18 protein-coding genes are annotated in these 20,767 nt (G+C 62.8%); 10 read left to right on the top strand and 8 right to left on the bottom strand.

The window, feature by feature from the left end:
• The first annotated feature begins 250 nt into the window (after positions 1–250).
• From S4A8_RS05550 to S4A8_RS05540, 3 genes are read left to right on the top strand one after another with little or no spacing between them, the layout of a single operon-like run.
• Entirely contained in the window at positions 251–1,057 is an 807-nt protein-coding gene (locus S4A8_RS05550) for a lanthanide ABC transporter permease protein PedC (RefSeq protein WP_353219377.1), read from the top strand.
• A gap of 38 nt (positions 1,058–1,095) precedes the next feature.
• The gene (locus tag S4A8_RS05545) at positions 1,096–1,866 is read left to right on the top strand and encodes a helix-turn-helix domain-containing protein (protein ID WP_353219376.1); all 771 of its coding nucleotides are present in this window, start codon (positions 1,096–1,098) and stop codon (positions 1,864–1,866) included.
• Positions 1,867–1,911: 45 nt separating this feature from the next.
• A complete protein-coding gene (locus S4A8_RS05540) occupies positions 1,912–2,511 on the top strand; it encodes a short chain dehydrogenase (RefSeq protein ID WP_353219375.1) in 600 nt (199 codons plus the stop codon).
• Positions 2,512–2,641: 130 nt separating this feature from the next.
• On the opposite strand, the gene S4A8_RS05535 is transcribed toward S4A8_RS05540, so the two are convergent.
• Both S4A8_RS05535 and S4A8_RS05530 read right to left on the bottom strand, forming a co-directional pair.
• Entirely contained in the window at positions 2,642–2,950 is a 309-nt protein-coding gene (locus tag S4A8_RS05535; protein WP_353178994.1) for a hypothetical protein, read from the bottom strand.
• A gap of 293 nt (positions 2,951–3,243) precedes the next feature.
• The gene (locus S4A8_RS05530) at positions 3,244–3,864 is read right to left on the bottom strand and encodes a TetR/AcrR family transcriptional regulator (RefSeq protein WP_353219374.1); all 621 of its coding nucleotides are present in this window, start codon (positions 3,862–3,864) and stop codon (positions 3,244–3,246) included.
• A gap of 76 nt (positions 3,865–3,940) precedes the next feature.
• Here S4A8_RS05530 and S4A8_RS05525 point away from each other — a divergent pair, with 76 nt between their 5' ends.
• Positions 3,941–4,423 (top strand): hotdog fold domain-containing protein, encoded by a 483-nt coding sequence (locus S4A8_RS05525; RefSeq protein ID WP_353219373.1) that lies wholly within the window; start codon positions 3,941–3,943, stop codon positions 4,421–4,423.
• A 60-nt stretch (positions 4,424–4,483) separates the two neighbouring features.
• Entirely contained in the window at positions 4,484–4,891 is a 408-nt protein-coding gene (locus S4A8_RS05520) for a PaaI family thioesterase (protein WP_353219372.1), read from the top strand.
• Positions 4,892–5,028: 137 nt separating this feature from the next.
• On the opposite strand, the gene S4A8_RS05515 is transcribed toward S4A8_RS05520, so the two are convergent.
• The 5 genes from S4A8_RS05515 to S4A8_RS05495 all read right to left on the bottom strand — a co-directional run bounded on the left by S4A8_RS05515 (position 5,029) and on the right by S4A8_RS05495 (position 14,835).
• Positions 5,029–7,089 carry a TonB-dependent receptor domain-containing protein gene (locus S4A8_RS05515; protein WP_353219371.1) on the bottom strand — a complete coding sequence of 687 codons (2,061 nt, stop codon included), beginning with the start codon at positions 7,087–7,089 and terminating at the stop codon, positions 5,029–5,031.
• Positions 7,090–7,563: 474 nt separating this feature from the next.
• Positions 7,564–9,906 (bottom strand): TonB-dependent receptor, encoded by a 2,343-nt coding sequence (locus tag S4A8_RS05510; protein ID WP_353219370.1) that lies wholly within the window; start codon positions 9,904–9,906, stop codon positions 7,564–7,566.
• A gap of 729 nt (positions 9,907–10,635) precedes the next feature.
• Positions 10,636–11,991: a histidine kinase gene (locus S4A8_RS05505; RefSeq protein ID WP_353219369.1), complete on the bottom strand. Its 1,356-nt coding sequence runs from the start codon at positions 11,989–11,991 to the stop codon at positions 10,636–10,638.
• Positions 11,975–12,613 (bottom strand): response regulator, encoded by a 639-nt coding sequence (locus S4A8_RS05500; RefSeq protein ID WP_353178982.1) that lies wholly within the window; start codon positions 12,611–12,613, stop codon positions 11,975–11,977. Before S4A8_RS05500 ends, S4A8_RS05505 begins: the two co-directional genes overlap by 17 nt.
• Before the next feature lie 710 nt (positions 12,614–13,323).
• Positions 13,324–14,835 (bottom strand): aldehyde dehydrogenase family protein, encoded by a 1,512-nt coding sequence (locus S4A8_RS05495; protein ID WP_353178980.1) that lies wholly within the window; start codon positions 14,833–14,835, stop codon positions 13,324–13,326.
• 339 nt (positions 14,836–15,174) lie between these two features.
• On the opposite strand from S4A8_RS05495, the gene S4A8_RS05490 reads away from it, so the two are divergent.
• From S4A8_RS05490 to pqqD, 4 genes are all read left to right on the top strand, one after another.
• Positions 15,175–17,103, top strand: a complete 1,929-nt coding sequence (locus S4A8_RS05490) for a sigma-54-dependent Fis family transcriptional regulator (protein ID WP_353219368.1) — start codon at positions 15,175–15,177, stop codon at positions 17,101–17,103.
• Positions 17,104–17,204: 101 nt separating this feature from the next.
• Complete coding sequence (gene pqqB / locus S4A8_RS05485; RefSeq protein WP_353219367.1) at positions 17,205–18,116, top strand: pyrroloquinoline quinone biosynthesis protein PqqB; 912 nt, start codon at positions 17,205–17,207, stop codon at positions 18,114–18,116.
• The gene (gene pqqC, locus S4A8_RS05480) at positions 18,113–18,859 is read left to right on the top strand and encodes a pyrroloquinoline-quinone synthase PqqC (RefSeq protein ID WP_353219366.1); all 747 of its coding nucleotides are present in this window, start codon (positions 18,113–18,115) and stop codon (positions 18,857–18,859) included. Before pqqB ends, pqqC begins: the two co-directional genes overlap by 4 nt.
• Positions 18,856–19,146 carry a pyrroloquinoline quinone biosynthesis peptide chaperone PqqD gene (gene pqqD, locus S4A8_RS05475; RefSeq protein WP_353219365.1) on the top strand — a complete coding sequence of 97 codons (291 nt, stop codon included), beginning with the start codon at positions 18,856–18,858 and terminating at the stop codon, positions 19,144–19,146. Before pqqC ends, pqqD begins: the two co-directional genes overlap by 4 nt.
• Before the next feature lie 125 nt (positions 19,147–19,271).
• Here the strand turns inward: pqqD and S4A8_RS05470 are convergent, their stop codons facing one another.
• Positions 19,272–19,715, bottom strand: coding sequence for a putative quinol monooxygenase (locus S4A8_RS05470; RefSeq protein ID WP_353219364.1), 444 nt, complete (start codon positions 19,713–19,715; stop codon positions 19,272–19,274).
• A 102-nt stretch (positions 19,716–19,817) separates the two neighbouring features.
• Here S4A8_RS05470 and S4A8_RS05465 point away from each other — a divergent pair, with 102 nt between their 5' ends.
• Positions 19,818–20,702 (top strand): LysR family transcriptional regulator, encoded by an 885-nt coding sequence (locus S4A8_RS05465; RefSeq protein WP_353219363.1) that lies wholly within the window; start codon positions 19,818–19,820, stop codon positions 20,700–20,702.
• The last annotated feature ends 65 nt before the right edge of the window (positions 20,703–20,767 follow it).

The raw sequence follows: 20,767 nt of genomic DNA, 5'->3' as shown, positions 1-20,767 counted from the left end.
GCGAATAAACGCAAATGATGAAGGCAGAGGCAAGACAAACGCGTTGTTGCGCGGTGACGCCACGTCAACGCCAGCAATACGACGAGATGAGCGGCGGACTTGAGCCTGCGCATGCGGTACATGGCATCGGCCGCCGGTCACGTCCGATAGCGGCCCGTTATCGTCTTATTGGCGTTTATTCGCGTTCATTCGCGGTCGAATTGCTTTGTGCCGGCTTTAGCATGTTCCCGGTTGGATCGACAGGATTGTCATGCCGCGATTGAGCCATGTGCTGCAAGCATTGGCCGCGGTTTCCTCGCGCGAAACCGTCAAGTTTCTGCATCAGCGGGGGCGGCTGGCCTCGGCGGTCGTGCGCCCGAGCCTGTGGCTGCTGATCTTCGCGGCCGGTTTCAAGAACGTGTTCGGCATATCCGTATTGCCGCCCTACGACAGCTATATCGAATACCAGGTGTATGTCGTGCCGGGCCTGCTGGGCATGGTGCTGCTGTTCAATGGCATGCAGTCGTCGCTGGCCATGGTCTACGACCGCGAGATGGGGCTCATGCGGTTGCTTCTGACCGCGCCGTTGCCACGCTCGGTACTGCTGGCCTGCAAGCTGCTCGCGGGGACGTTTCTGTCCGTGCTGCAGGCGTATGCGTTTCTTGTCGTCTGTGCGCTGTTCGGCGTCGATCTGCCCTGGTGGCCGGGCCTGTTGACGGTGCTGCCGGCCTTGATCCTGACCGGCCTGATGCTCGGCGCGCTGGGGCTGTTGCTGTCGGTCTATATCAAGCAGCTGGAGAACTTCGCCGGCACCATGAACTTCGTGATCTTTCCGATGTTCTTTCTCTCGCCGGCCTTGTATCCGCTCTGGAAGCTGGAAGAATCCGGCGCCACTGTCATCTATCAACTATCGCGTATCAACCCGTTCACGCACGGCGTGGAACTGGTGCGCTTCGCGATGTACGGCCAGATCAACGGCGTCTCGCTGGCCGTGGTCGCCGGCACGCTGGTGGTGTTCTTCGCGCTCGCGGTCTGGGGCTACGACCCGCAGCGCGGGTTGGTCCGCCGCAAGGGGTGAGACGAATGGTACGCCCGGCGCGTTGTTAAACTGCGCACATGACTAGTCAGGCTCGCGCGGTTCCGACGATCAGTGCGCTTCGCTGTCCGCTCCAGCGCGGCTTCGAGCGTCACGACTACGGGCAGCTGCTACTGCCGTTCGAAGCGTCCATGACCATCGTGGTCGAAACCTGTGCCTATACCATCGCCCCCGGTGAGGCGCTATGGGTACCGGCATGGGCGCGTCATCGTGCGACACGGGTCGCCGGTCGCATGCTGGTCGTCAATATCAATTTCGGCGAGCTTGGGCCCGGGCATGGCGTGGCCGGCGATGTTCGTCACGTGCGCCTGGATGGACAGGCGCGAGCGTTCTGCGACTTTCTCCGCGCGGGCTTGATTAACGATGGCCTGTCGTCTGCCGCGGCTCAGCGTCATAGCCTCGGGTTGCTCGCGGCACTGGCGCCGGAGGTGTTTGCGGCCACCGGCGATAGCCTGGCTCAGGCCTATGCCCGGTTGACGGTGCCTTCGGAACGGATATCGATCGCCGATCTGGCCGCCCGCGCGCATCTGTCTCCGAGTCAGTTCCGGCGGCGTTTTTTCGAGCGCTTTGGTGCGCCGCCACGAACGATACGTTCGCATGCTCGGCGTAATTGGGCGATGCAGGCGCTGCAGTCGCCGGATATCGGGGTTGCCGAGATCGCAGCGCGGCTGGGCTACGACAATACCGCGTCGTTCACGAACTTCTTTCGTCGTGAAGTGGGTATGCCGCCGGCCGCCTGGCGCGCGCGATATGAAAACCACGCACGCGGTTTGCCCGATGATTCGCGTTAGCACGCGTGACATGCTTCGCGCCGAATTCCTATCGCGAGAACGGTTATGCGAATTGCAATCATTGGTGCGAACGGCACGATCGGCGGCTGCGTACGCGCGGCGTTGAGCGGTCATGCGGATATCATCAGCGGCGGGCGCAACGATGCCGATTACGCCGTGGATATCACGCAGCCGGACTCGATCACGGCGTTCTATGAGTCGGTCGGCCCGCTCGACGGGGTGATCTGTACGGCCGGCGGCGCCGAATTTCATACCATCGACGCGTTGACGCCGCAGCGTAATGCCACAGCCGTGGCAAGCAAACTGCTGGGGCAGGTCAACCTGGTGTTGATCGGTCAACACTATCTCAATACGGGCGCCAGCTTCACGCTGACAGCCGGCATCATGATGGATCAGCCGATCCGTCACGGCACGTCGGCGGCCATGGCCAACGGCGGCGTAACGGCATTCGTACGCTCGGCGGCCGCCGGTCTGACATCGGGCCAACGTCTCAACGCGGTCAGCCCCGGCCTGTTACACGAATCCGAAGCCAAATACGGCGAATTCTTTCCCGGTTTCACGACGGTGCCGGGTGAGCGTGTCGCGCTTGCCTACAAGAAAAGCGTACTCGGTGTGGATAACGGCGAGATCATGCGCGTCTACTGACCGAGCATCGATAGACCGAAAAAGCCAGGTCGAGCGCGCGTTCGCCCGATACGCACGTCAACGCATACCGGCACGCCAGCCGCCGCGCCGGAAAAAGCCAAGCGCGGTCGGCGCGGCCGCAGGCGCGTGATTAACCGCGTGCTGTGACGATACGCCAGACGCTCGTGCGACAGCGCGCAAACAGTGCCGTATGGCCATCGGGGTCGGCGAGGCTGGCCAGGTCGTGCGTTAGACGTTGCGCGAAGCGCCGGAGACGGTGTCGAGCTGCGAACGACAGCACGGCAATTGTGCCAAACAGCACGCCGCTTGCCGGCTCGGCGTGCAGCGTGGCGATACTCAGGCCTAGGCAGATCACGCCATTGAGCACGAGTGCGCTGTCGTATTCATGGATATTGACGAGCCGTTTGTTGGCCAGGGCTCGGGCGTCGTTGCTGTTCATCGATCGGGTTCTCAGGGGTAGGGCATACGAGCGACGCTCTATTATCGGTCCCGAAGAACGAAAATGGAGTGTTTTCGGGGAATAATCTTGATTTTTTATGGGTGCGCGGCCGGTACGCAACGCAGTCGGCTGTGCGCAAGCAAGCAGACTGTCCGCCAATGAACGCGAAGACACGCCACCAAGGCGAAAGACAGGTCGCGCGAAGGCCGGCTGGCTGATGTTCACGCCGCATGCGCCACGGTTTGCATAATCAAGCGTTTGCCTGCATTCGCGGATGGTTATGGCGCCCGTGATCAATCCGCTGGCGATACGCTGATCGAACGCCAGGCCGCATCGACGAAGACGCTGGCATGCGTGACCGGTTCGCCGCTCACGCGGCCGGCAAGCCAGGCCCGGCAGTAATTTTCGCTCGCGCCCACGAGAAGCGAGGCATAGGTCTCGCGCGGCAGCGAGCGGACCTCGCCGGACTCAACGCCGGCCTTGAGCAGGCCCATCAGGTGGCCGAAGCGTTGTTTGTTCTTTTCCTTGAGCGCGGCAGCGTTCGCGCCGGCGGCGACCTCGCTGCGCGCGGCGTACATGAACCGCGCTTCGCGCGGGTGATGGCCGACCCAATCCAGATAGCCGCGAATAAGCGCATCCACCACGTCATATGGCGTGGCGGCCTGTTCGAGCGCGGGCTGCGACCAGGCCATCTGTTCGTCGAGCAGCTGCAGAAACAGCGCAGCGATCAATCCGTCGCGATTGCCGAAGTGGTGGTAGAGCGAACCGATACTGCTGTTCGCGCGGCGGCGGATCTGTTCGATGGTCATGCCGCTCAGGCCGTTTTCGTCGAAACAGGCGATCGCGCTGGCGAGCAGTTTGTCGCGGCTCGATTGGGGCGCGTCTAAGCGGGACTGGGGGCTTGTCTTGGGCATATTAGAATAATATTCTAGAATTATATTCTAGTTGTCGTGGCATTCGTAATCACGGCGCAACCGCGAGGCACAGGTAATGGCCAGTCAGTCCAGGGTTCTGAAGTTATGGCAACGGTTGGAAAACCGGCCCGGTGGCCATTGGTTGTTCACGCGCCTGGTGTGTTGGCAGGCGCCCTATTTCGCGTCGATCAAGCCTCGAGTGCATGTACTTGAAGCTGGACGCTGCGAAGTCGGTATCCGCAAGCGCCGAGCGGTGACCAATCATATCGGGTCGGTACACGCGATCGCGATGTGCAATATGGCGGAACTCGCCGGCGGGCTGATGACCGATGCCACGGTCACGCCCGCCTATCGCTGGATTCCCAAGGGCATGACCGTCGAATATCGCGCGATCGCCAAGACCGATCTGGTCGCGCGAGCCTATCCGCCCGAGGCGTCGGCAGCCGAGGGCGATTACGTGGTGGGTGTCGATGTGCACGATCGCGACGACCAGGTCGTGCTGCATGCCGATATCACGATGTGGCTGTCGCAACCCAAATCCGGTCGCACTCGCAAGTGAGCCGTGTCGGCCGAATTCACGCAGGCCGGGGCAGTCCATAAATCGACCCGGAGGATGATCATGACCGAGCTGTTCGACTACGGTCGACGCATACTGGCGCAGCAGCCCTTCAGTGTGTTGCTTGGCGCAGAACTGACAAGGTTCGAGCCCGGCGAAGCGGAACTGATTCTGCACATCCGCGATGCCCTGAAGCAGCAGCACGGGTTTGTCCACGGCGGGGTGATTAGCTATATCGCCGATAACAGTCTTGCCTTCGTGGGCGGATCGGTATTGACCGATGTGGTGACGTCCGAATACAAGATCAATTACGTGCGGCCCGCCATCGGCGAACAGCTTGTCGCACGGGCAAGCGTCTTGGCGTCAGGCAAACGCCAGGCCGTATGTCAGGCCGAGGTGTATGTAGTCGACGATGGCCAGGAGCGGCTTGTTGCGGTCGCTCAGGGCACGCTAAGCAAGGTTGATTCGTAGTAACCCGATGTCGTGTATAGGTCGGCGGTACGGACAGATGCCGAGCGGGGCGCGTGTCGCGACACCCGATCCCACTGACCGGGTGTCGCATTTCGAGCCATCGCCTGTCATCGCCGGCCGCCGGTTCGCGGCCGTTTCTAGAACGACAACCGCGCGCCCAGGTTGAAGCGCCGGCCGTCGAGCAGGCGACCGTAGTTTTCCGGGGCGATCTGCTTGTCGAGCAGGTTGTAGATGCCGCCGTAGATATCCAGCTCGTCGGTGAGCCGATGGCGGATGCCGGCATCGACGAGCGTATAGCTCGGGTAACTGATGCTCAGCCCGCGGCGGCTGGCGACCTGTTCGGTATGGCTTTTATAGCGGGCCTGGGACCATAGCCGGGTGGCCACGGTAACGTCCCAATCCAGGCCGAGGGTAGCCCGGTGTTTGGGCTGGTCGCTCAACGGCAGGCCGGCATTGGTACCGGTTTCCTGTTCGCTTTTCGTATAGGTGTAGCTGGACGAGGCGCTCAGCGTCTGGGTGATCGGTGTTTCCAGGGTGAATTCCACGCCGTCGATCTTGGCCTTGTCGACATTGCTGTACTGATAAAGCGCGGTGTAATCCTCGCCGGCGAACGGGCAGGCCGCATCGCCCGCACGGGTATCGCAGACGATGGGTTTCTGGATCTTGTTTTCGAAGTCGGTATGAAACACCGTCAGGCTCGAGGCAAGCCCGCCCTGTTCGGATTGCCAGTACAGGCTGGCTTCGTAGGTCGTGCTCTTTTCCGGTTCCAGGTCGGAGTTGCCGACATCGCGACAGCCCGGGCAGCGCGGCCCGCCGCCGCCTTCGATCCAGCTGGAATCGCCTTCCTTGAGATCGGGGGTGCGATAGCCTTCGCTCACGCCGCCCTTGAGCGTGAGCTGCGGGGTGAGGCTGTACACACCGTAGAGGCGCGGCACCAGCTCGTCGCCATAGTTTTCGTCGTAGACATAGCGCAGACCCGTAGTCAGCGCGAAGGTGTCGGTGATAAACCATTCGTGTTCGATGAACGGCGCGATTTCATAGCGTTCGAGGTCGGAAGCGCCCAGGCCGCGGTCGGGGTTTTCGCTGCGCTGCTTGCGGTATTGCGTGCCGACGGTGAGCAGTTGCCGGTCCAGCGGCACGACGGTCTGGGTGTTGGCCGTGATGCGTTCGTAAGTGGACTGATAGCTCGAATCGTTCTGTTCGAGCTCGGTGTGCTGGATATAGCTGCGGGTGGTGATGCGGTCGGTCCACGCGATGCTGTGGCGCAGGGTCTGGCGTTCGCGTTCGGTACGCAGCTCGCGATCAGCGCCGGTTAGCTCGGCGTTGGCATCGGTATCCTGGCGGCCGGTGCCGGCTTCCAGGCTCAGCCGCTGGCGCGCGTCAATGGCCCAATCCAGCCCGGCATCGAGATTGCGGCGAAGATAGCCGGCATAGCCGTTTTCGATCGCATCTTCCTCGCGCTGCAGGATATTGCCGTTAAGGCGTAGCGAGAGCGTGTCGTCGATCAACGGCCCGCTGACGCTGAAATCGCCCTGTTGGCGATTGCCGGATTTCGAGTCTTCCTGGACGAGGGTGTCGGCGGTGATGGTACCGTTCCATTCGTCTGCGACCGGTTTGGTGATCACATTGACCACACCGCCAAGCGCGTCCGAGCCGTAGATCGTGGACATCGGCCCGCGAATGACTTCGATACGCTCGATCGCCGATACCGGCGGCAGCCAGCTGTACTCCGCGCCCGACCCATAGCCGTTGTAATACGCCTGGCGCGAGCCCTGGGGCACGCCGTCGACCAGTAGCAGGGTGTATTTCGGGTCCAGCCCGCGCAGCGAGATTTCGCCGGTGCCGCCCTTGCCGGTGGGGCCTTCGTCGAGATATAGGCCGGGCACGTCCTGGAGCGCCTGCTGGATATCGCGATACGACTTGTCCTCCAGCGCCTGGCCATCGACGACCGAAATACTGGCCGGCGCGTTCTGCGGATCGACCGCGTAGCCCGAGGCCGAAGCGGAGGTGACCGTGATCTCGTCGAGTTCGTCGTCGGCGTCGAGCAGCAGCACCGCGTCATCCGGACTTGCCGTTTTGGATTGGGCATGGGCGTTGTGCCCCGTGAGTACGCTATAGCTCAACACCACTAGCATGGCCGTGCTGCCCAGCCAGCCGGCACGCCGACGCGGCCGACCAATTCCCCCTGAATGGATCATCGTTTCCCTTTTTCATTGATGTAGCCAGATGTTGCGTGTCAACCGGCACTTGCCGGGTAGGCCCAGTCATTGCTGCGTACCACGCCATCCCCCGGCGCGCCGATCGTCGACAACGCTTATCGTGTTAACGTAATACAAATGATAATGATTCGCAATTGGGTTTTAACATTATCAAACCGGGTCGTATCGGATTGAGTACGCTCGGGTATGGGGTCGCGGGCTGCGCATAACGGCCAGCAGGCCGGCTGTAAGCCTGCTTATTGACCCGGTATGGCAATAAATGGGCAGGCGCTTGAGCCCGCGTCGGCGCAGGCACGCGCATCGTAGCTAGCCACCGCTAAGCCATTGAAAAAGAAAAGCGGGGCACGGGTCGGTGCGTTATAAAAAACAGGCAGCCCGCCGGCACCTCGGATAACGTCGGTGCCGACAGACCGCCTGCCGGAGGAGATCGGTCGAGTTCGGGTCGATTGGCGCTCAGAGTTCGATGCGCACGCCGCCCCAGATGCCCCGCGGTGCGCCGGGGCCGATGAAACGCGTGGCGTCGTCGTAGCGATCGCCTTCGAGTACTTCGTCGGCTTCGCCGTAGAGGCCGAATGTCTCGTAGTCGGAATCCAGCACGTTGTTCACCCGCACGAATGTGGTGATTCGGTCGGTGAGCTGGAACGCGGCATTGGCGTTGACGATGGCATAGCCGTCGATCTTTTCGCTGTCGGTGTTGGACTCGTCGCCGCGATAGATCTGATCGCCATTGCCGACCACATCCATGCCCACGCGCAGGCGGCTGGTGGGTGCCCAGTCGATACCGACGTTGAACAGATGTTCCGGAATGAGCGGAATACGATCGCCGGGTTCGACCTGCTGGGTCGGGTCTTCGCCGGGGGCGGCGTTTTCGTCGGCCATCGGGTGGTTGGGCGAATTGGTGGTGAACGAATCGCGGAACTCGGCGTTGAGATAGGTGTAGTTCGCCGATAGCCGCCAGCGTTCGGCAAAGGCCCAGTCCAGGCCCAGTTCGATGCCCTGGCGCCGGGTTTCGCCGACGTTGTCGAAATAGCCTTCGAAACGGCTTTCGGCGGCAATGAACAGGATGTCGTCCTGATTGTCGGACCGAAATACCGAGGCATGCCACTGCAGATCGTTACCGCCACCGCGCAGGCCCAGTTCATAGCTGGTGGTCACCACCTGCTCGAGCGGCGGGTCGTCGACGAAGCCGTTGGGCAGACGACAGGGCGCGTCCGGGTTGGCACAGGTGAGTTCCACCGGGGTGGGCGCACGCGAGGACTGCGATACGCTTGCGAAGCTCGTGAGTGCGTCGTTGATCTGCCAGGTCAGCCCGCCGGCCAGATTCAGACGCTTGAATTCGTGATCGCCGGACAGGCTGGTGTCGTCGTCATCGTCGGCGCCTTCCACCTCGGGGGAGGTGTCGTGCAGGGAGATAGCGGTGCGGTTGTAACGCCCGGCAAGCGTGCCTTCGAGTGCGTCGGTAATCGGCACGCGTTGCAGAAAGAACAGGCTGGCGGTGCTGTTGTGGGCCGACACGCCGGTCAGCGATTCGCCGGAGAGAATGCCGCTGCCCACCGTGCCGCGGTCCTCGGTGAGGCTGGCCAGTTCGGTCTGCTGGTAGAAATCACTGCTCGCATAGTCGAGGCTGGTGCCCACGATCAGCTCGCCGCCGAGCACGCCGTTCTGGCGGCCCTGCAGGTTCAGCCCGAAGCCGTTTTCCTTGGTGCGCGAGCTGTTTTCGGTGCCGCCGATCACCGCATCGCTGGCCAGCACGGGGTTGCCGTCGGCATCGAAGACCACTTCCTCGTCGCCGCCGTCTTCGGCTTCTTCGCACAACAGCCCGCCGTTGGCCGCGTCTTCGCAGTCTTCGAATTCGGAGCCGTCGCCGTTGAAGGTGTCGATTTCGTTGCGCCGATAATAGGCGCCCCAGGCGAGGGTGAAATCGTCGCTGTAGTCGCGTGTGCCGCGCAGGTTGAACATCACCATTTCGGGCTTGGTTTCGTCCGGATAGGTGAATACGGCATCGCGGCCCTCGGCCTCGGCGAGTTCGGCCGGGATGGCGCCGTTGCCGCGCAGGCTGTTGTCGGCCGCAGTGATCGAGAAATCCAGCGTGCCGTGGTCGGTGAGCGTGGAAAACTGGGTAAACAGCTGGGCCACGTCGGAATCGGAAAAATCGCGCCAGCCGTTTTCGGACATGCCCTGGGCAGCGAAATACCAGGCATCGGTGCCGTTGTTGCCACCGGCCTGTACATGGCCGCCGAAGCGGCCAAAGTCGCCGCCGAAGACTTCGGCCTCGGCGCCTTCGTAGGTGAAGCCGGTCTTCGTTTTTACCGACAGCGCGCCGCCAAGGGTGTTCTGGCCGAACAACGGATTGGCGCCCGGGATGAGATCGATGGAATCGATGGCCACCTGCGGAATCAGATCCCAGTTGACGGTATCGCCAAAGGGCTCGTTGATACGTACGCCGTCCTGATAGATCGACAGCCCCTGCGGCAGGCCGAGCAGCGGCGAGGCGGTATAGCCGCGATAGTTCAAATCCGGCTGAAACGGGTTGTTGGTGGCGTCGTTGACGTGGACGCTGCCCAGCTCCTGTTGCAGGTACTGGTTGAGATTGAGCGTCTCGGCGCGCTCGATTTCCTGGCTGTCCGCATGTTGCACGTTGGCCGGATAGCGCTCGGCATCGACCTCGCTGCCGGCGAACGGTGTGGCGCCGATGACGTCGATGCCGCGCAGTTCGAGTGTCTGCGCGGGTGTGGCTTGCCCGGCCAGCAGACACGCCGTGCCCAGCGTCAGGCCCAGCCCTTGTCGATAATCCATGACTCCCCCGTTTGTTCTTTTTTTCTTGTTCGAGTCTTGCCCGGCGGTGTCCGGCGCTCAATGGGAAATCTTCCCAATTTTGGTCGGGCACGGGATGGCTCCGACTTATTGATGATGCCGACGACTCAGCCGGCCGCGTTCAGGTGGGCGTCCTGTCCGCGAATGAACGCGAAGATACGCAAATAAGGCAGAAGACGGATCGCTTGAAGGGCGCTTGTTCGGCGTGTGAGGTGTATTCGCGTAGGCGCCGGCCACGAGTCAAGGCCAGGCAAGTATCCAGTCCGCAAATGAACGCGAAGAAACGCGAATGAAGGCAGGCACGCCCCGAGGCATGTGCACCGCTTCAGGCCGTACGCTGAAATCTATGGATGGTTACAGCGCAAGTACGCCCGCATTCGTGAACTGCCGCCCGAGCAAACCGTCGTCGATTCGCGTTCATTGGCGTGCATTCGCGGAACGTTTTCTTTCTTGAAGGCGACGTCCTGTTTACGCGTCGGCGCGGCGCCGCGAGCCGGACCGAGACAAGCATCTTGTCCGCAAATGAGCGCAGGCAGGCCCTGGGGCAAGTGCACCGCATCAGGCCGCACGCTGAAATTTATAGATGGCTACCGCGCAACGAAGCCCGCAGTCGTGAACGGCCGCCCACGCGAACCGTCGTCCATTGGCGTTTATTGGCGTTCATTCGCGGACAATCTTCCTTGTTCGAGGACAGAAGCCACAGACGGCGTATCAGCTGCGCGAATGCGGGATTTCGGCATGGATATGGGTGCCGTGGCCGCGGCGGCTGTCGATATGCAGATGACCGCCGAGCAGATCGATACGTTCGGCCATGCCGGACAGCCCCAGCCCGGGGCGATAGCCGTTGACATCGAACCCGTGGCCATCGTCGCGTATGTCCACGTGCACGGTATGGCCGCTGAGCGCGAGGTCGATATCGATTCGGGTAGGCGCGCCGTGGCGCAGGGCATTGGTGAGCGCCTCCTGGATCAGACGAAAGATGTGGATGGCAATCGGCGTGGCGATGCCGGCCAGCTGTTCGTCGCCGTTGTAGGAGAGTGCGACGCCGGGATGGCTGCGCTGGCGGTTGGCGATGTGGTCTTCGAGGGCTGCATCCAGGCCCAGTTCGTCGAGCCCCGGCGGGCGCAGGCGACGCATCATCAGCCGCGTCTGGTCGTAGATGCGCCCGGCGACCTGGGAGATGACCTCGGCGGCTTCGGCCACGCCCGCGGGCAGTTTGTCGCCGCGGGCGAGAATGCCGGCCGCATCTGCGCGAATCGCGGTCAGGCTCTGGCCGAGTTCGTCGTGCAGTTCGCGTGCGATTCGGTGGCGTTCGTCTTCCTGAATACGCAGCGAGTGTTCGCGCAGGCGCCGGTTTTCCTTCTGCGCGGCATCGAGGGTGGCGGCCATGTGATTGAACTGGGCGGCGATGCCGTCGAACTCGGGCAGGGCAAAGCGCGGCAACCGGATCGCATAGTCGCCATGTTCGATACGTGCGAGCGCGGCATCGATACGCCGTACCGGTACCAGTGCGCGTCCGAACAGGCGATAGACCACGGCGATCGTGGCCAGATAGAACACGATGAGCAGCGCCAGCAGGCCGCGTGTGTCCTGCCAAGCCTCGGTAATTTCGTCGTCCGGGTCGGCCAGGATGCGCACGGCATAGTCGGGCGCGACCGCGAGCCGCCGCTCGGGCAATGTGGCAGGGCGCGTCAACGCCGCAAACCAGCGCGGCGCGCTGGCGTTTGCTACCGGCTCGCAGGGTGGTGCCGAACGGTTGTCGCGTGCGACCAGCGACAGGCACAAATGGCGCAGATGGCCGATGCCGGCCAGCCGGCGTGCCGCGGCCAGGGCTTCGCCGTCACTGCGAATACTGTTTTCGACCAGATCGGCCGCAAGGGTCACGCTGGCCTGCATTTCTTCGGCAATGGCATCGCGGGCGTTGTGTATCGCAAGCCAGGCAGCCGCACCGAGTACCAGGGCCAGTAGCAGCGTGACCGCGATCATCAGCCGCTGACGTAGGCGCAGACGTGTACGCGCCGCGCGGGCCTCGCCTGCGCTTTGGTGGGCGCTAGAGTGCGACGACACCAGTGCGTATCGCCAGTCGGGTCAGGTCGGCCGTGCCGCCGACGCCGAGTTTCGCGCGCAGGCGCGAAGCATGGTTGGCCACGGTCTTGGGGCTGACGAACAGTTCTTCGGCAATGTCGTTCACGCTCGCGCCCGAGGCCAGCAGCCGGAAGATTTCGAACTCGCGCGACGACAGGCAGGCCAGCGGATTGGCCGGATCTTGCGCGGACGGCTCGGCGTCCACGAGGTTCGCGTCGAGGTATTGATGCCCCAGTGCGACCTCGCGTACGCCCTCGATCAGTACATCTGCGACCGCGCGTTTGCCGATATAGCCGGTCGCCCCCGCGGCCAGTGCGCGGCGTACGAAGATGGCTTCTTCGTGCACCGAAAACACCAGCACGCGTGTGCCGGGGTGGCGGCTGCAGATCCGCCGCGTGGTTTCGATCCCGCTCATGCCGGGCAGCGACAGATCCATGACGATCACGTCGAATTTACCCTCGCGACACAGGGCATAGGCGCGTTCGCCGCTGTCGGCCTCGCCGGCCACTTCGATATCGCCGGCCAGCTTGAGCAGACGCGCATAGCCGGCGCGTACGACGGCATGATCGTCGACGAGCAGAACCCGGATTGGCTGCTTGGGCATGGCAAACTCCTGACGCATTCGAGTACGCATTGGGCTCTACGATAGCGTAATCGAATACCGCTCCGGGTGCGCCAACCCGGCGGCGGCAAAAGAAAACTCTTGATTATGTGCAACGTTCGGCCTGCGGCGTAGACACAAGCTCTTCGGCCTTCGAGCGGTCGGGCTTTTGCTGGCCGCCAACCTGCTTGCTCGAGACAAGCACGCTGCGTTTCATAGATAACCTGGAAGCCATTTATCCGCAGATTGCGCAGATTACGCAGATTTTCTTATTTCGCCATAGTGGGCGATCGCGGTGCTGGCTACTGCCTACCTGGCTCGGGTGACAGTGGCCAGGGGAAAAGGTCCGCAGATCGACGCATATCACGCAGATCGAAGACGGTCAATCACGGTCGTTGGCTGTCAGGTGGCGCGCTTTTTCATCTGTGTAATCTGCGGTTCGTCTTAAGAACGAAGCCATCTCACGGTCGATGACGGAACTGCACACACAGCGTGCTTCGTCAGCGGGCTGGCTTTGGCGCCCCTTTAGCGCCGAGCGTTTTGTCTTCTGCCTTATTCGCGTGTATTCGCGTTAATTTGCGGCCAACCTGCTTGGTGCGCGCGGACAACTGGGTTTCATACATACATCAACCTGAAAAGAAAAGCCGGCTGCAGGGGGCGCAGCCGGCTTCGGGTGCACAGCCGCCGAGGGGGCGCGGCGGCCGTGTGCCTGGTTACAACGACACCGTCACGGTCTTGGTTTCGGTGTAGTTGTTGAGCACCTGGGCGCCCATTTCGCGGCCCCAGCCGGACTGCTTGTAACCGCCGAACGGCAACGCCGCGTCGAAGATGTTGTAGCAGTTGACCCAGACGGTGCCGGCCCGCAGTCGGGATGCCAGCTTGTGCGCGCGGCCGATATCCTGACTCCAGATACCCGAGGCCAGGCCGAACACGGTGTCGTTGGCCCGATTGACCAGGTCGCGGTCGAAATCGGAGAACTTCGTCGCCGTGACCACCGGCCCGAAGATCTCTTCCTGGACGACTTTCATATCGTCGGATACATCGGTAAGCACGGTCGGCTTGACGAAATAGCCATCGCCGTCGCCGCGTTCGCCGCCCGCCGCGGCTTTCGCGCCCTGGCTCTTGCCGGATTCCAGATAGCCGGTTACCCGGTCGAACTGGGTACGCGATACCAGCGGGCCCATCTGCGTTTCGGGGTCGAGGCCCGGGCCGAGCTTGATGTTGCGGGCGAATTCGGCCACGCCTTCGACCACCTGGTCGTAGACCTTTTCATGCACGAACAGCCGCGAACCGGCGGCACAGCACTGGCCGTGGTTGAAGAAGATCGCATTGGCCGCACCCGGAATGGCTTTTTCCAGATCGGCGTCGTCGAGCACGATGTTCGGCGACTTGCCGCCCAGCTCCAGCGATACCTTCTTGAGGTTGCCCTTGGCGGCATCGACGATCAGCCGGCCCACTTCGGTGGAGCCGGTAAAGGCGATCTTGTCGACCATGGGATGGGCGGCGATCGGCGCGCCGGCTTCTTCGCCGAAGCCGGTGATGATGTTGACCACGCCGTCCGGCACACCGGCTTCCTGCATGATCTCGGCGAGCTTGAGCCCCGACAGCGGGGTTTCCTCGGCGAGCTTCATGACGATGGTATTGCCGGTAGCCAGCGCCGGGGCTAGTTTCCAGGCAGCCATGAGCAGCGGGAAGTTCCAGGGGATGATCTGGCCGCACACGCCCACCGGTTCGCGCCGGGTATAGGCATGCCATTCGGCACCGGGCGCATAGGGCACGGTGGGGGTAATCATTTCGCCGTTGAGCTTGGTCGCCCAGCCGGCCATGTAGCGAAACATCTCCGCAGCCAGCGGCACGTCGGCAGCACGGGCTATGGAAATCGGCTTGCCGTTGTCCAGCGATTCGAGCTGGGCCAGCTCTTCCTGATAATCCATGATCAGATCGCCGATCTTCCAGACGATGCGTTGGCGTTCGGCGGGTGCCATGCGCGTCCACGGGCCGTCGTCGAAGGCACGACGCGCGGCCTTCACGGCCTTGTCGACATCCACCTTGGTGGCCGATTGCGCCTGGGCGATGACCTGATCGTTGGACGGGTTGTAGACATCGAAGGTCTCGCCCGACTCGCAGGCCACCCACTGGCCGTCGATGAGCATCTTGCGTGGACTGTCGATGAATTCCCGGACGCTGGGTTCAAGCGAGACTTCGGATGCGGCGACTGCACACATTGGTTTCTCCTCCATTGATTTAATCGCGCCGGCGGCATGCGCGGCGCATTTGTTTTGATTGCGTTCGTCGCGGTAGACGACGACACCACTGCCCCAACCGCAAGATTCAGGCCATACACGGCCTATCGCCGAATCAACGACTTGCGCGCGGCATTGGCCACACCGCGCCGCCGCGACTGTCACGTTTTCGGTACAGCGGTGTTGCAGGATGTGTCGGGCCCGTGACAGCGGCTTGTCTGCGCCAGGCGAACCTGCTAGAACCGAGTCAGACCCGCAGCCAAAAGCGGGCGATATGAATTCGACGGCGTGTGCAGGACACGGTGTCTGCGAGGAGTAGCGATGGTCGATCTGGCGACGCATCCGTCGGCGGCGATAGCGCATGGCGATTCGGCCGATCTCGTCACGGGATCTTGGAACCGCTGTATTCGCGACTACCGGCTCGACCCGGCCCGTATCGAACTCGATGTGGTCTCGCGCAGCCAGTTGAGCGCCCACCGCGATCAGCTCGGCGAGGTGGTCTCGATCGCCAGCCACGAAATGGGCAACCTCGCCGCCCAGATCGCCGGTTCCGGCTATGCGCTCATGCTCACCGATGCCCAGGGCGTGATTCTGTACAACCATATGGAATCGGCCCTACGCTCGGATTTTCGCGCGGCCGGGCTGTGGGACGGCGCCAACTGGAGCGAGTGGCGCCAGGGCACCAATGGCATCGGCACCTGCATCGTCGAACAACGACCGGTAGTCATCCACTGCGCCGACCATTTCGCGGTCCGCCACTCGGGGCTGAGCTGTTCGGCCGCGCCGATTCGTGATGCGGGCGGCGAGCTGCTGGCCGTGCTCGATGCCTCGTCGGTGCAATGCGAAGGCACGCGCGCCGGTCAGATGCATACGGTCGCGCTGGTGAGCATGTCGGCGCGGCTGATCGAGAAGACGCTGTTCGTGAATGCCCATCGCGCATCGCGGATACTGCGTTTTCATGGCCGGCCTGAATTCGTGGGCCTGATCCACGACGGGCTCATCGCCCTGGACGAGCAGGGCTGTATCGTCGCCGCCGACGACAACGCCGCGCTGCAACTGGGGATGGACACACGCGCTGGACTCGTCGGTCAGGCGATCGAACAACTCTTCGATATCGACTCACACGCGCTGGATGGCGCGGCATCCGGCCAGACGGTCTGGCCGCTGCACGATCGCTCACGCGGACGCCGCTACTATGCCCGCGTGGTCGCTCCGGCACGCACGCCGGCCTTGGGCGCGCCACGCAGTCTGCATATCCCCGCACGCGCTCGAAGCCGCCGACCAACACTGGCGGAATTCGCCGGTGGCGATCGCCGCATGGCAGAAAACGTGCGCTGTGCCGAACGCGTGGTCGACCGGCGGATCGCGATCATGCTGCGCGGCGAAACCGGGACCGGCAAGGAGGTATTCGCGCGTGCCCTCCACGAGGCCAGCGCGCGTGCCGCCCAGCCATTCGTGGCCGTCAATTGTGCCGCGATCCCGGAAAGCCTGATCGAAGCCGAGCTGTTCGGCTATAAACCGGGCGCGTTTACCGGCGCCAGCCGCGAAGGCATGCGCGGCAAGATTTTGCAGTCCTCGGGCGGCACGCTGTTTCTCGATGAAATCGGCGATATGCCGCTGGCCCTGCAAACCCGTTTGCTGCGCGTGCTCGAAGAACGCGAGGTGGTGCCGCTGGGCGGCGATACGCCCATCGCGCTCGATCTGAACGTGATTTCGGCCACCCATGCCGACCTGGGCGCGAAGGTGGCCGCCGGTGATTTTCGCGCCGATCTCTACTACCGGCTCGACGGGATCACGCTCACGTTGCCGGCGGTACGTGAACGCGCCGATCGCGCGGCCCTGCTGCGCTCGGTCATCGCCAGCGAACACGACGGCACGACAGCGATCCGGATCGCCGAAGACGCCATGGCGGCGCTGCTCGGCTACGACTGGCCCGGCAATATCCGCCAGATGCGCAATGTCATGCGCACCGCGCTCGCGCTGTGCGAGCAGGATTTCGTGCGCCGGGGCGATCTGCCCGCGGAAATCCTCGAGGCAGGCGAGCGCGCGGCTGCGGCTGACAACGCGGACGAAGCCGTTGCCGGCCGGCCGGACAACCCGCTCGCCAGCGCCGAGCGCGAGGCGTTGCTGGCTGCGCTGGAAGACAACGGCTGGAATGTGTCGCGAACCGCGGCCCAGCTCGCCACCAGCCGCAACACGCTCTATCGCAAGATGAAAAAACACGCGATTGCGCCATCGGCCAGGCGCTGAAGCTGGCGATCGCTGCGTTATTGGGGGCGTATAGCACGCCGGTTGCAGCTGGCACGACTCCTGCCTGATTCGCCCGGTCGAAACTGTCCCAGGATGACGTCATGTATGTACGCGTACTCGGATCGGCCGCCGGTGGCGGCTTTCCGCAGTGGAACACGAATGTCGGGCTCAACCGCCAGCTCCACGAGGGCACGACCCGTGCCCAGGCTCGCACCCAGTCGTCGATCGCGGTCAGCGCGGACTACGAGCACTGGCTGCTGGTCAATGCTTCGCCCGACGTGCGCCAGCAGATACTCGATTTTCCGGCATTACGCCCAGCGCCGGAAACGCGCGGCACCGGCATCGGCGCGGTGCTGCTTATGGACAGCCAGATCGATCACGCGACCGGGCTGATCATCCTGCGCGAGGGCGACACGCTGCCCGTCTGGTCAACGCGCCCCGTCTACGAAGACCTGACCACCGGCCTGCCGCTGTTCAACGTGCTTTCACATTACTGCGGCGTGGACTGGCACGAGATCGATACCGCCGCCGAAAGCTTTGCGATCGATGGCGTGCCCGGGCTGTCGTTTCGTGCAGTCGAACTGTCCTCGGCTGCGCCGCCGTATTCGCCGCATCGGGGCGACCCGCACCCGGGCGACAACATCGGCTTGCTGGTCACCGACGACGCCAGCGGCGGCACGCTGTTCTATGCCCCCGGCCTCGGCGCGCCGGACGATCACATCGCCGCGATCGCCCGCGAATCCGACTGCCTGCTCGTCGACGGTACTTTCTTCACCGAAACCGAGATGATCGACCAGGGCGTGGGCAAAAAGCCCGCCGCCGCCATGGGCCATCTGCCGCAGTCCGGCGAGAACGGCATGCTGGCCTGGCTGGCGAATTTCCCCGACAAGCGTCGGGTGCTCATTCATATCAACAACACCAATCCGATTCTCGATCCGGATTCGCCCGAGCGCGCCACGGTCGAAGACGCGGGCGTGGAAGTGGCTTATGACGGCATGGAGCTGGAACTGTGAGTGTTGCGATTGACGAGCGCGAAGCCTGGCCGCGCGACGAGTTCGAAGCCCGCCTGCGGGCACTCGGTGCGCGCTATCACATTCATCATCCTTATCACCGGATGATGCACGAAGGCCGCTGCACACCGGCGCAGATCCGCGGCTGGGTGCTCAACCGCTACTACTATCAGGTGTGCATCCCCATCAAGGATGCCAACGTGCTTGCCAACTGCCCGGACCCGGCTGCACGCCAGCTCTGGGTCCAGCGCATCATCGACCACGACGGCGCGCCGGGCGAAACCGGCGGCATCGAAGCCTGGCTGATGCTGGCGGAAGCCACTGGCCTGGATCGTCAGCGCGTACAGAATCTGACCGACCTGTTGCCCGGCGTACGTTTCGCGGTCGATGCCTATGTGAACTTCGCCCGGCGGGCCACCTGGCAGGAAGCGGCCTGCTCCTCGCTCACCGAACTGTTCGCCCCGGAAATCCATCAGCAGCGCCTGACCGGCTGGCCCGATCACTACCCCTGGATCGACGATGCCGGGCTGAGCTATTTCCGCAAACGCCTGTCCGAAGCCCGGCGCGACGTGGAACACGGCCTGCGGGTCACGCTGGACCATTTCGTCACCCGCGGCCAGCAGGAACACGCATTGAACATTCTGCAGTTCAAGCTGGACGTGCTCTGGAGCATGCTCGACGCCATGTGGATGGCCTATGTCGAAGACATGCCGCCGTATCACAGCTGCCCGGAGCCGAGCCGATGAGCACGCCGGAAACGATCAGCGCCAACGCCGTGCCCCGTATCGCACGCGGCCACCGCCTGCAGTTCGAGCCGGCCCAGGACTGCCACGTGCTGCTCTACCCGGAAGGCATGATCACTCTCAACGACAGCGCCGCCGAAATATTGCAACGCTGCGACGGCCAGCGCTCAGTGCAAGCGATCTGCAATGATCTATCGGCCGCATTCGACGGGGCCGATGTGACGGCCGATGTGCACACGTTCCTGAAGCTGGCGGCGTCGCACGGCTGGATCGTGTTCGATCAGACGTAGCGCCCGAAGATCAGTGGTGGCGGAGTTCTGTCGCTATAACGTCCGCACGGCGGCTGGCTGAACCTCGCTTTCCGACCTGCGCAGCACAGGGGTGTTGGCGCACGTCGTGAGTGTGGCTTTTATTGCTATGCAAAGACTCTTTTGCTGAACAGGATATCCACGCGATAAACATGCGCGGGGTATGCAAGGATCTCGTTCATTCGTTCATTGTCGCGGAAAATATCGCCGCCACCGCCGGCCACGTGCGCGTCGCGCCCGGTAATGTCCGGAAACGCTTCGAAGATGCCAAATGTCGTCGGCGAATAACGCACGCCGTACCACGGCCCCGTACCGGGTTCATCCAGCACGCAACCGTAGATGTCCTCCAGCATTTGAAGCACCTCGTCTTCTTTGCCCGGTTTGGCCTCGATATGGATATAGAACGCTTTCGGGCCCTCCGCGCCGTTTTCGCCGGTAACGACCACGCCGCGATGTGGTCGATCAGCCGAGCCGGCGTCGGGATAGGGTTTGGGGCCGGGTGAGGTCGAGAGGTCTTCCTCACGCGTTGATGGGGGTGTGGCTTTCGACATGGCTCGTCAACCTTTGCTGTTCGCAGCATTTGTTTGAGGTTTTCCAGATTACGAGCTTCCAGCGTTGGCACAATTGCTAAAAGCGACACTGCCTTTTACTTTGTGCAAGTGCGCGGACTCCCTCCAATTCAGTCGCTTGATGCATTCATCAGCGTCGTGCGTCTGGGCAGTCTTGCGGCTGCCAGCGAAGAATTGCATCTATCGGTTCCTGCGCTGAGCCGGCGTATCGCTCGGCTGGAAGCCGATTTGGGTATCAGTCTGTTCGAGCGTCGTCCCCGAGGGCTGGTGCTCACGCCCGCTGGCGAGTCCTACCACGCCAAGATAGTGCCTGCGCTTAAGCTATTGCACGTGGCGCATGCGGGCATTTCGAAAGAACGCCGACACATTGTCAGACTGACCACGATTCCAGCCTTCGCGAACCGTTGGCTGTTGCCCCGACTGCATCGCTTTTCAGCGATGCATCCCGAGATTGAAGTGGACATCATCGCTTCAACGTCGCTCGAACGGCTGGATGATCAGGACCTGGATTTAGCAATCCGCCTGGCCCGGGACGATGCGATGCCCGAACCGCCGCTTCTCCCTATTCATGTTTCGCCCGTGTGGGGCCCGGCCCGGATTCAGGGGCCTTCAGTGCCTTCGGACGTGTTGAAGCATGTGCTGCTCGATCCCGACCATCGACCGGAGTTCTGGCGGGAGTGGCTTGCCGCGTATCGGCTGGACCCGCACGTCGTTCAGATGCGTCCGGTCGATCCCCTTGTGTTGTACGAGTTAACGGCCAGTGGGGCGGGCGTTGGCATCGGTCTTGATCCGCTGGTGAGCGATCTAGTCGATCAAGGACGCTTGGCAACCATGAGCGCTTACCGCGTGCGTTCGAGCCGCAGCTTTCATTTGGTGCAAAAACCTGACTCTGGGTTAGCCCCGCGTCGTTTAGCCGCCTGGCTGCAGGAAGAGGCGGTGTCGCGATCAAGGCCCTCGCAATCTAACTGAAAGAAGAATCTCATTGCACCTGGCCACACCCAGGGTCCGGAATTTATAACAGCTGACAGGGTTTG

The sequence above is a fragment of the Salinisphaera sp. S4-8 genome (assembly GCF_040361235.1).
Classification (GTDB): domain Bacteria; phylum Pseudomonadota; class Gammaproteobacteria; order Nevskiales; family Salinisphaeraceae; genus Salinisphaera.
Note: the sequence above shows the minus strand (reverse complement) of the source record. Positions and strands in the feature narration are given on the sequence as shown.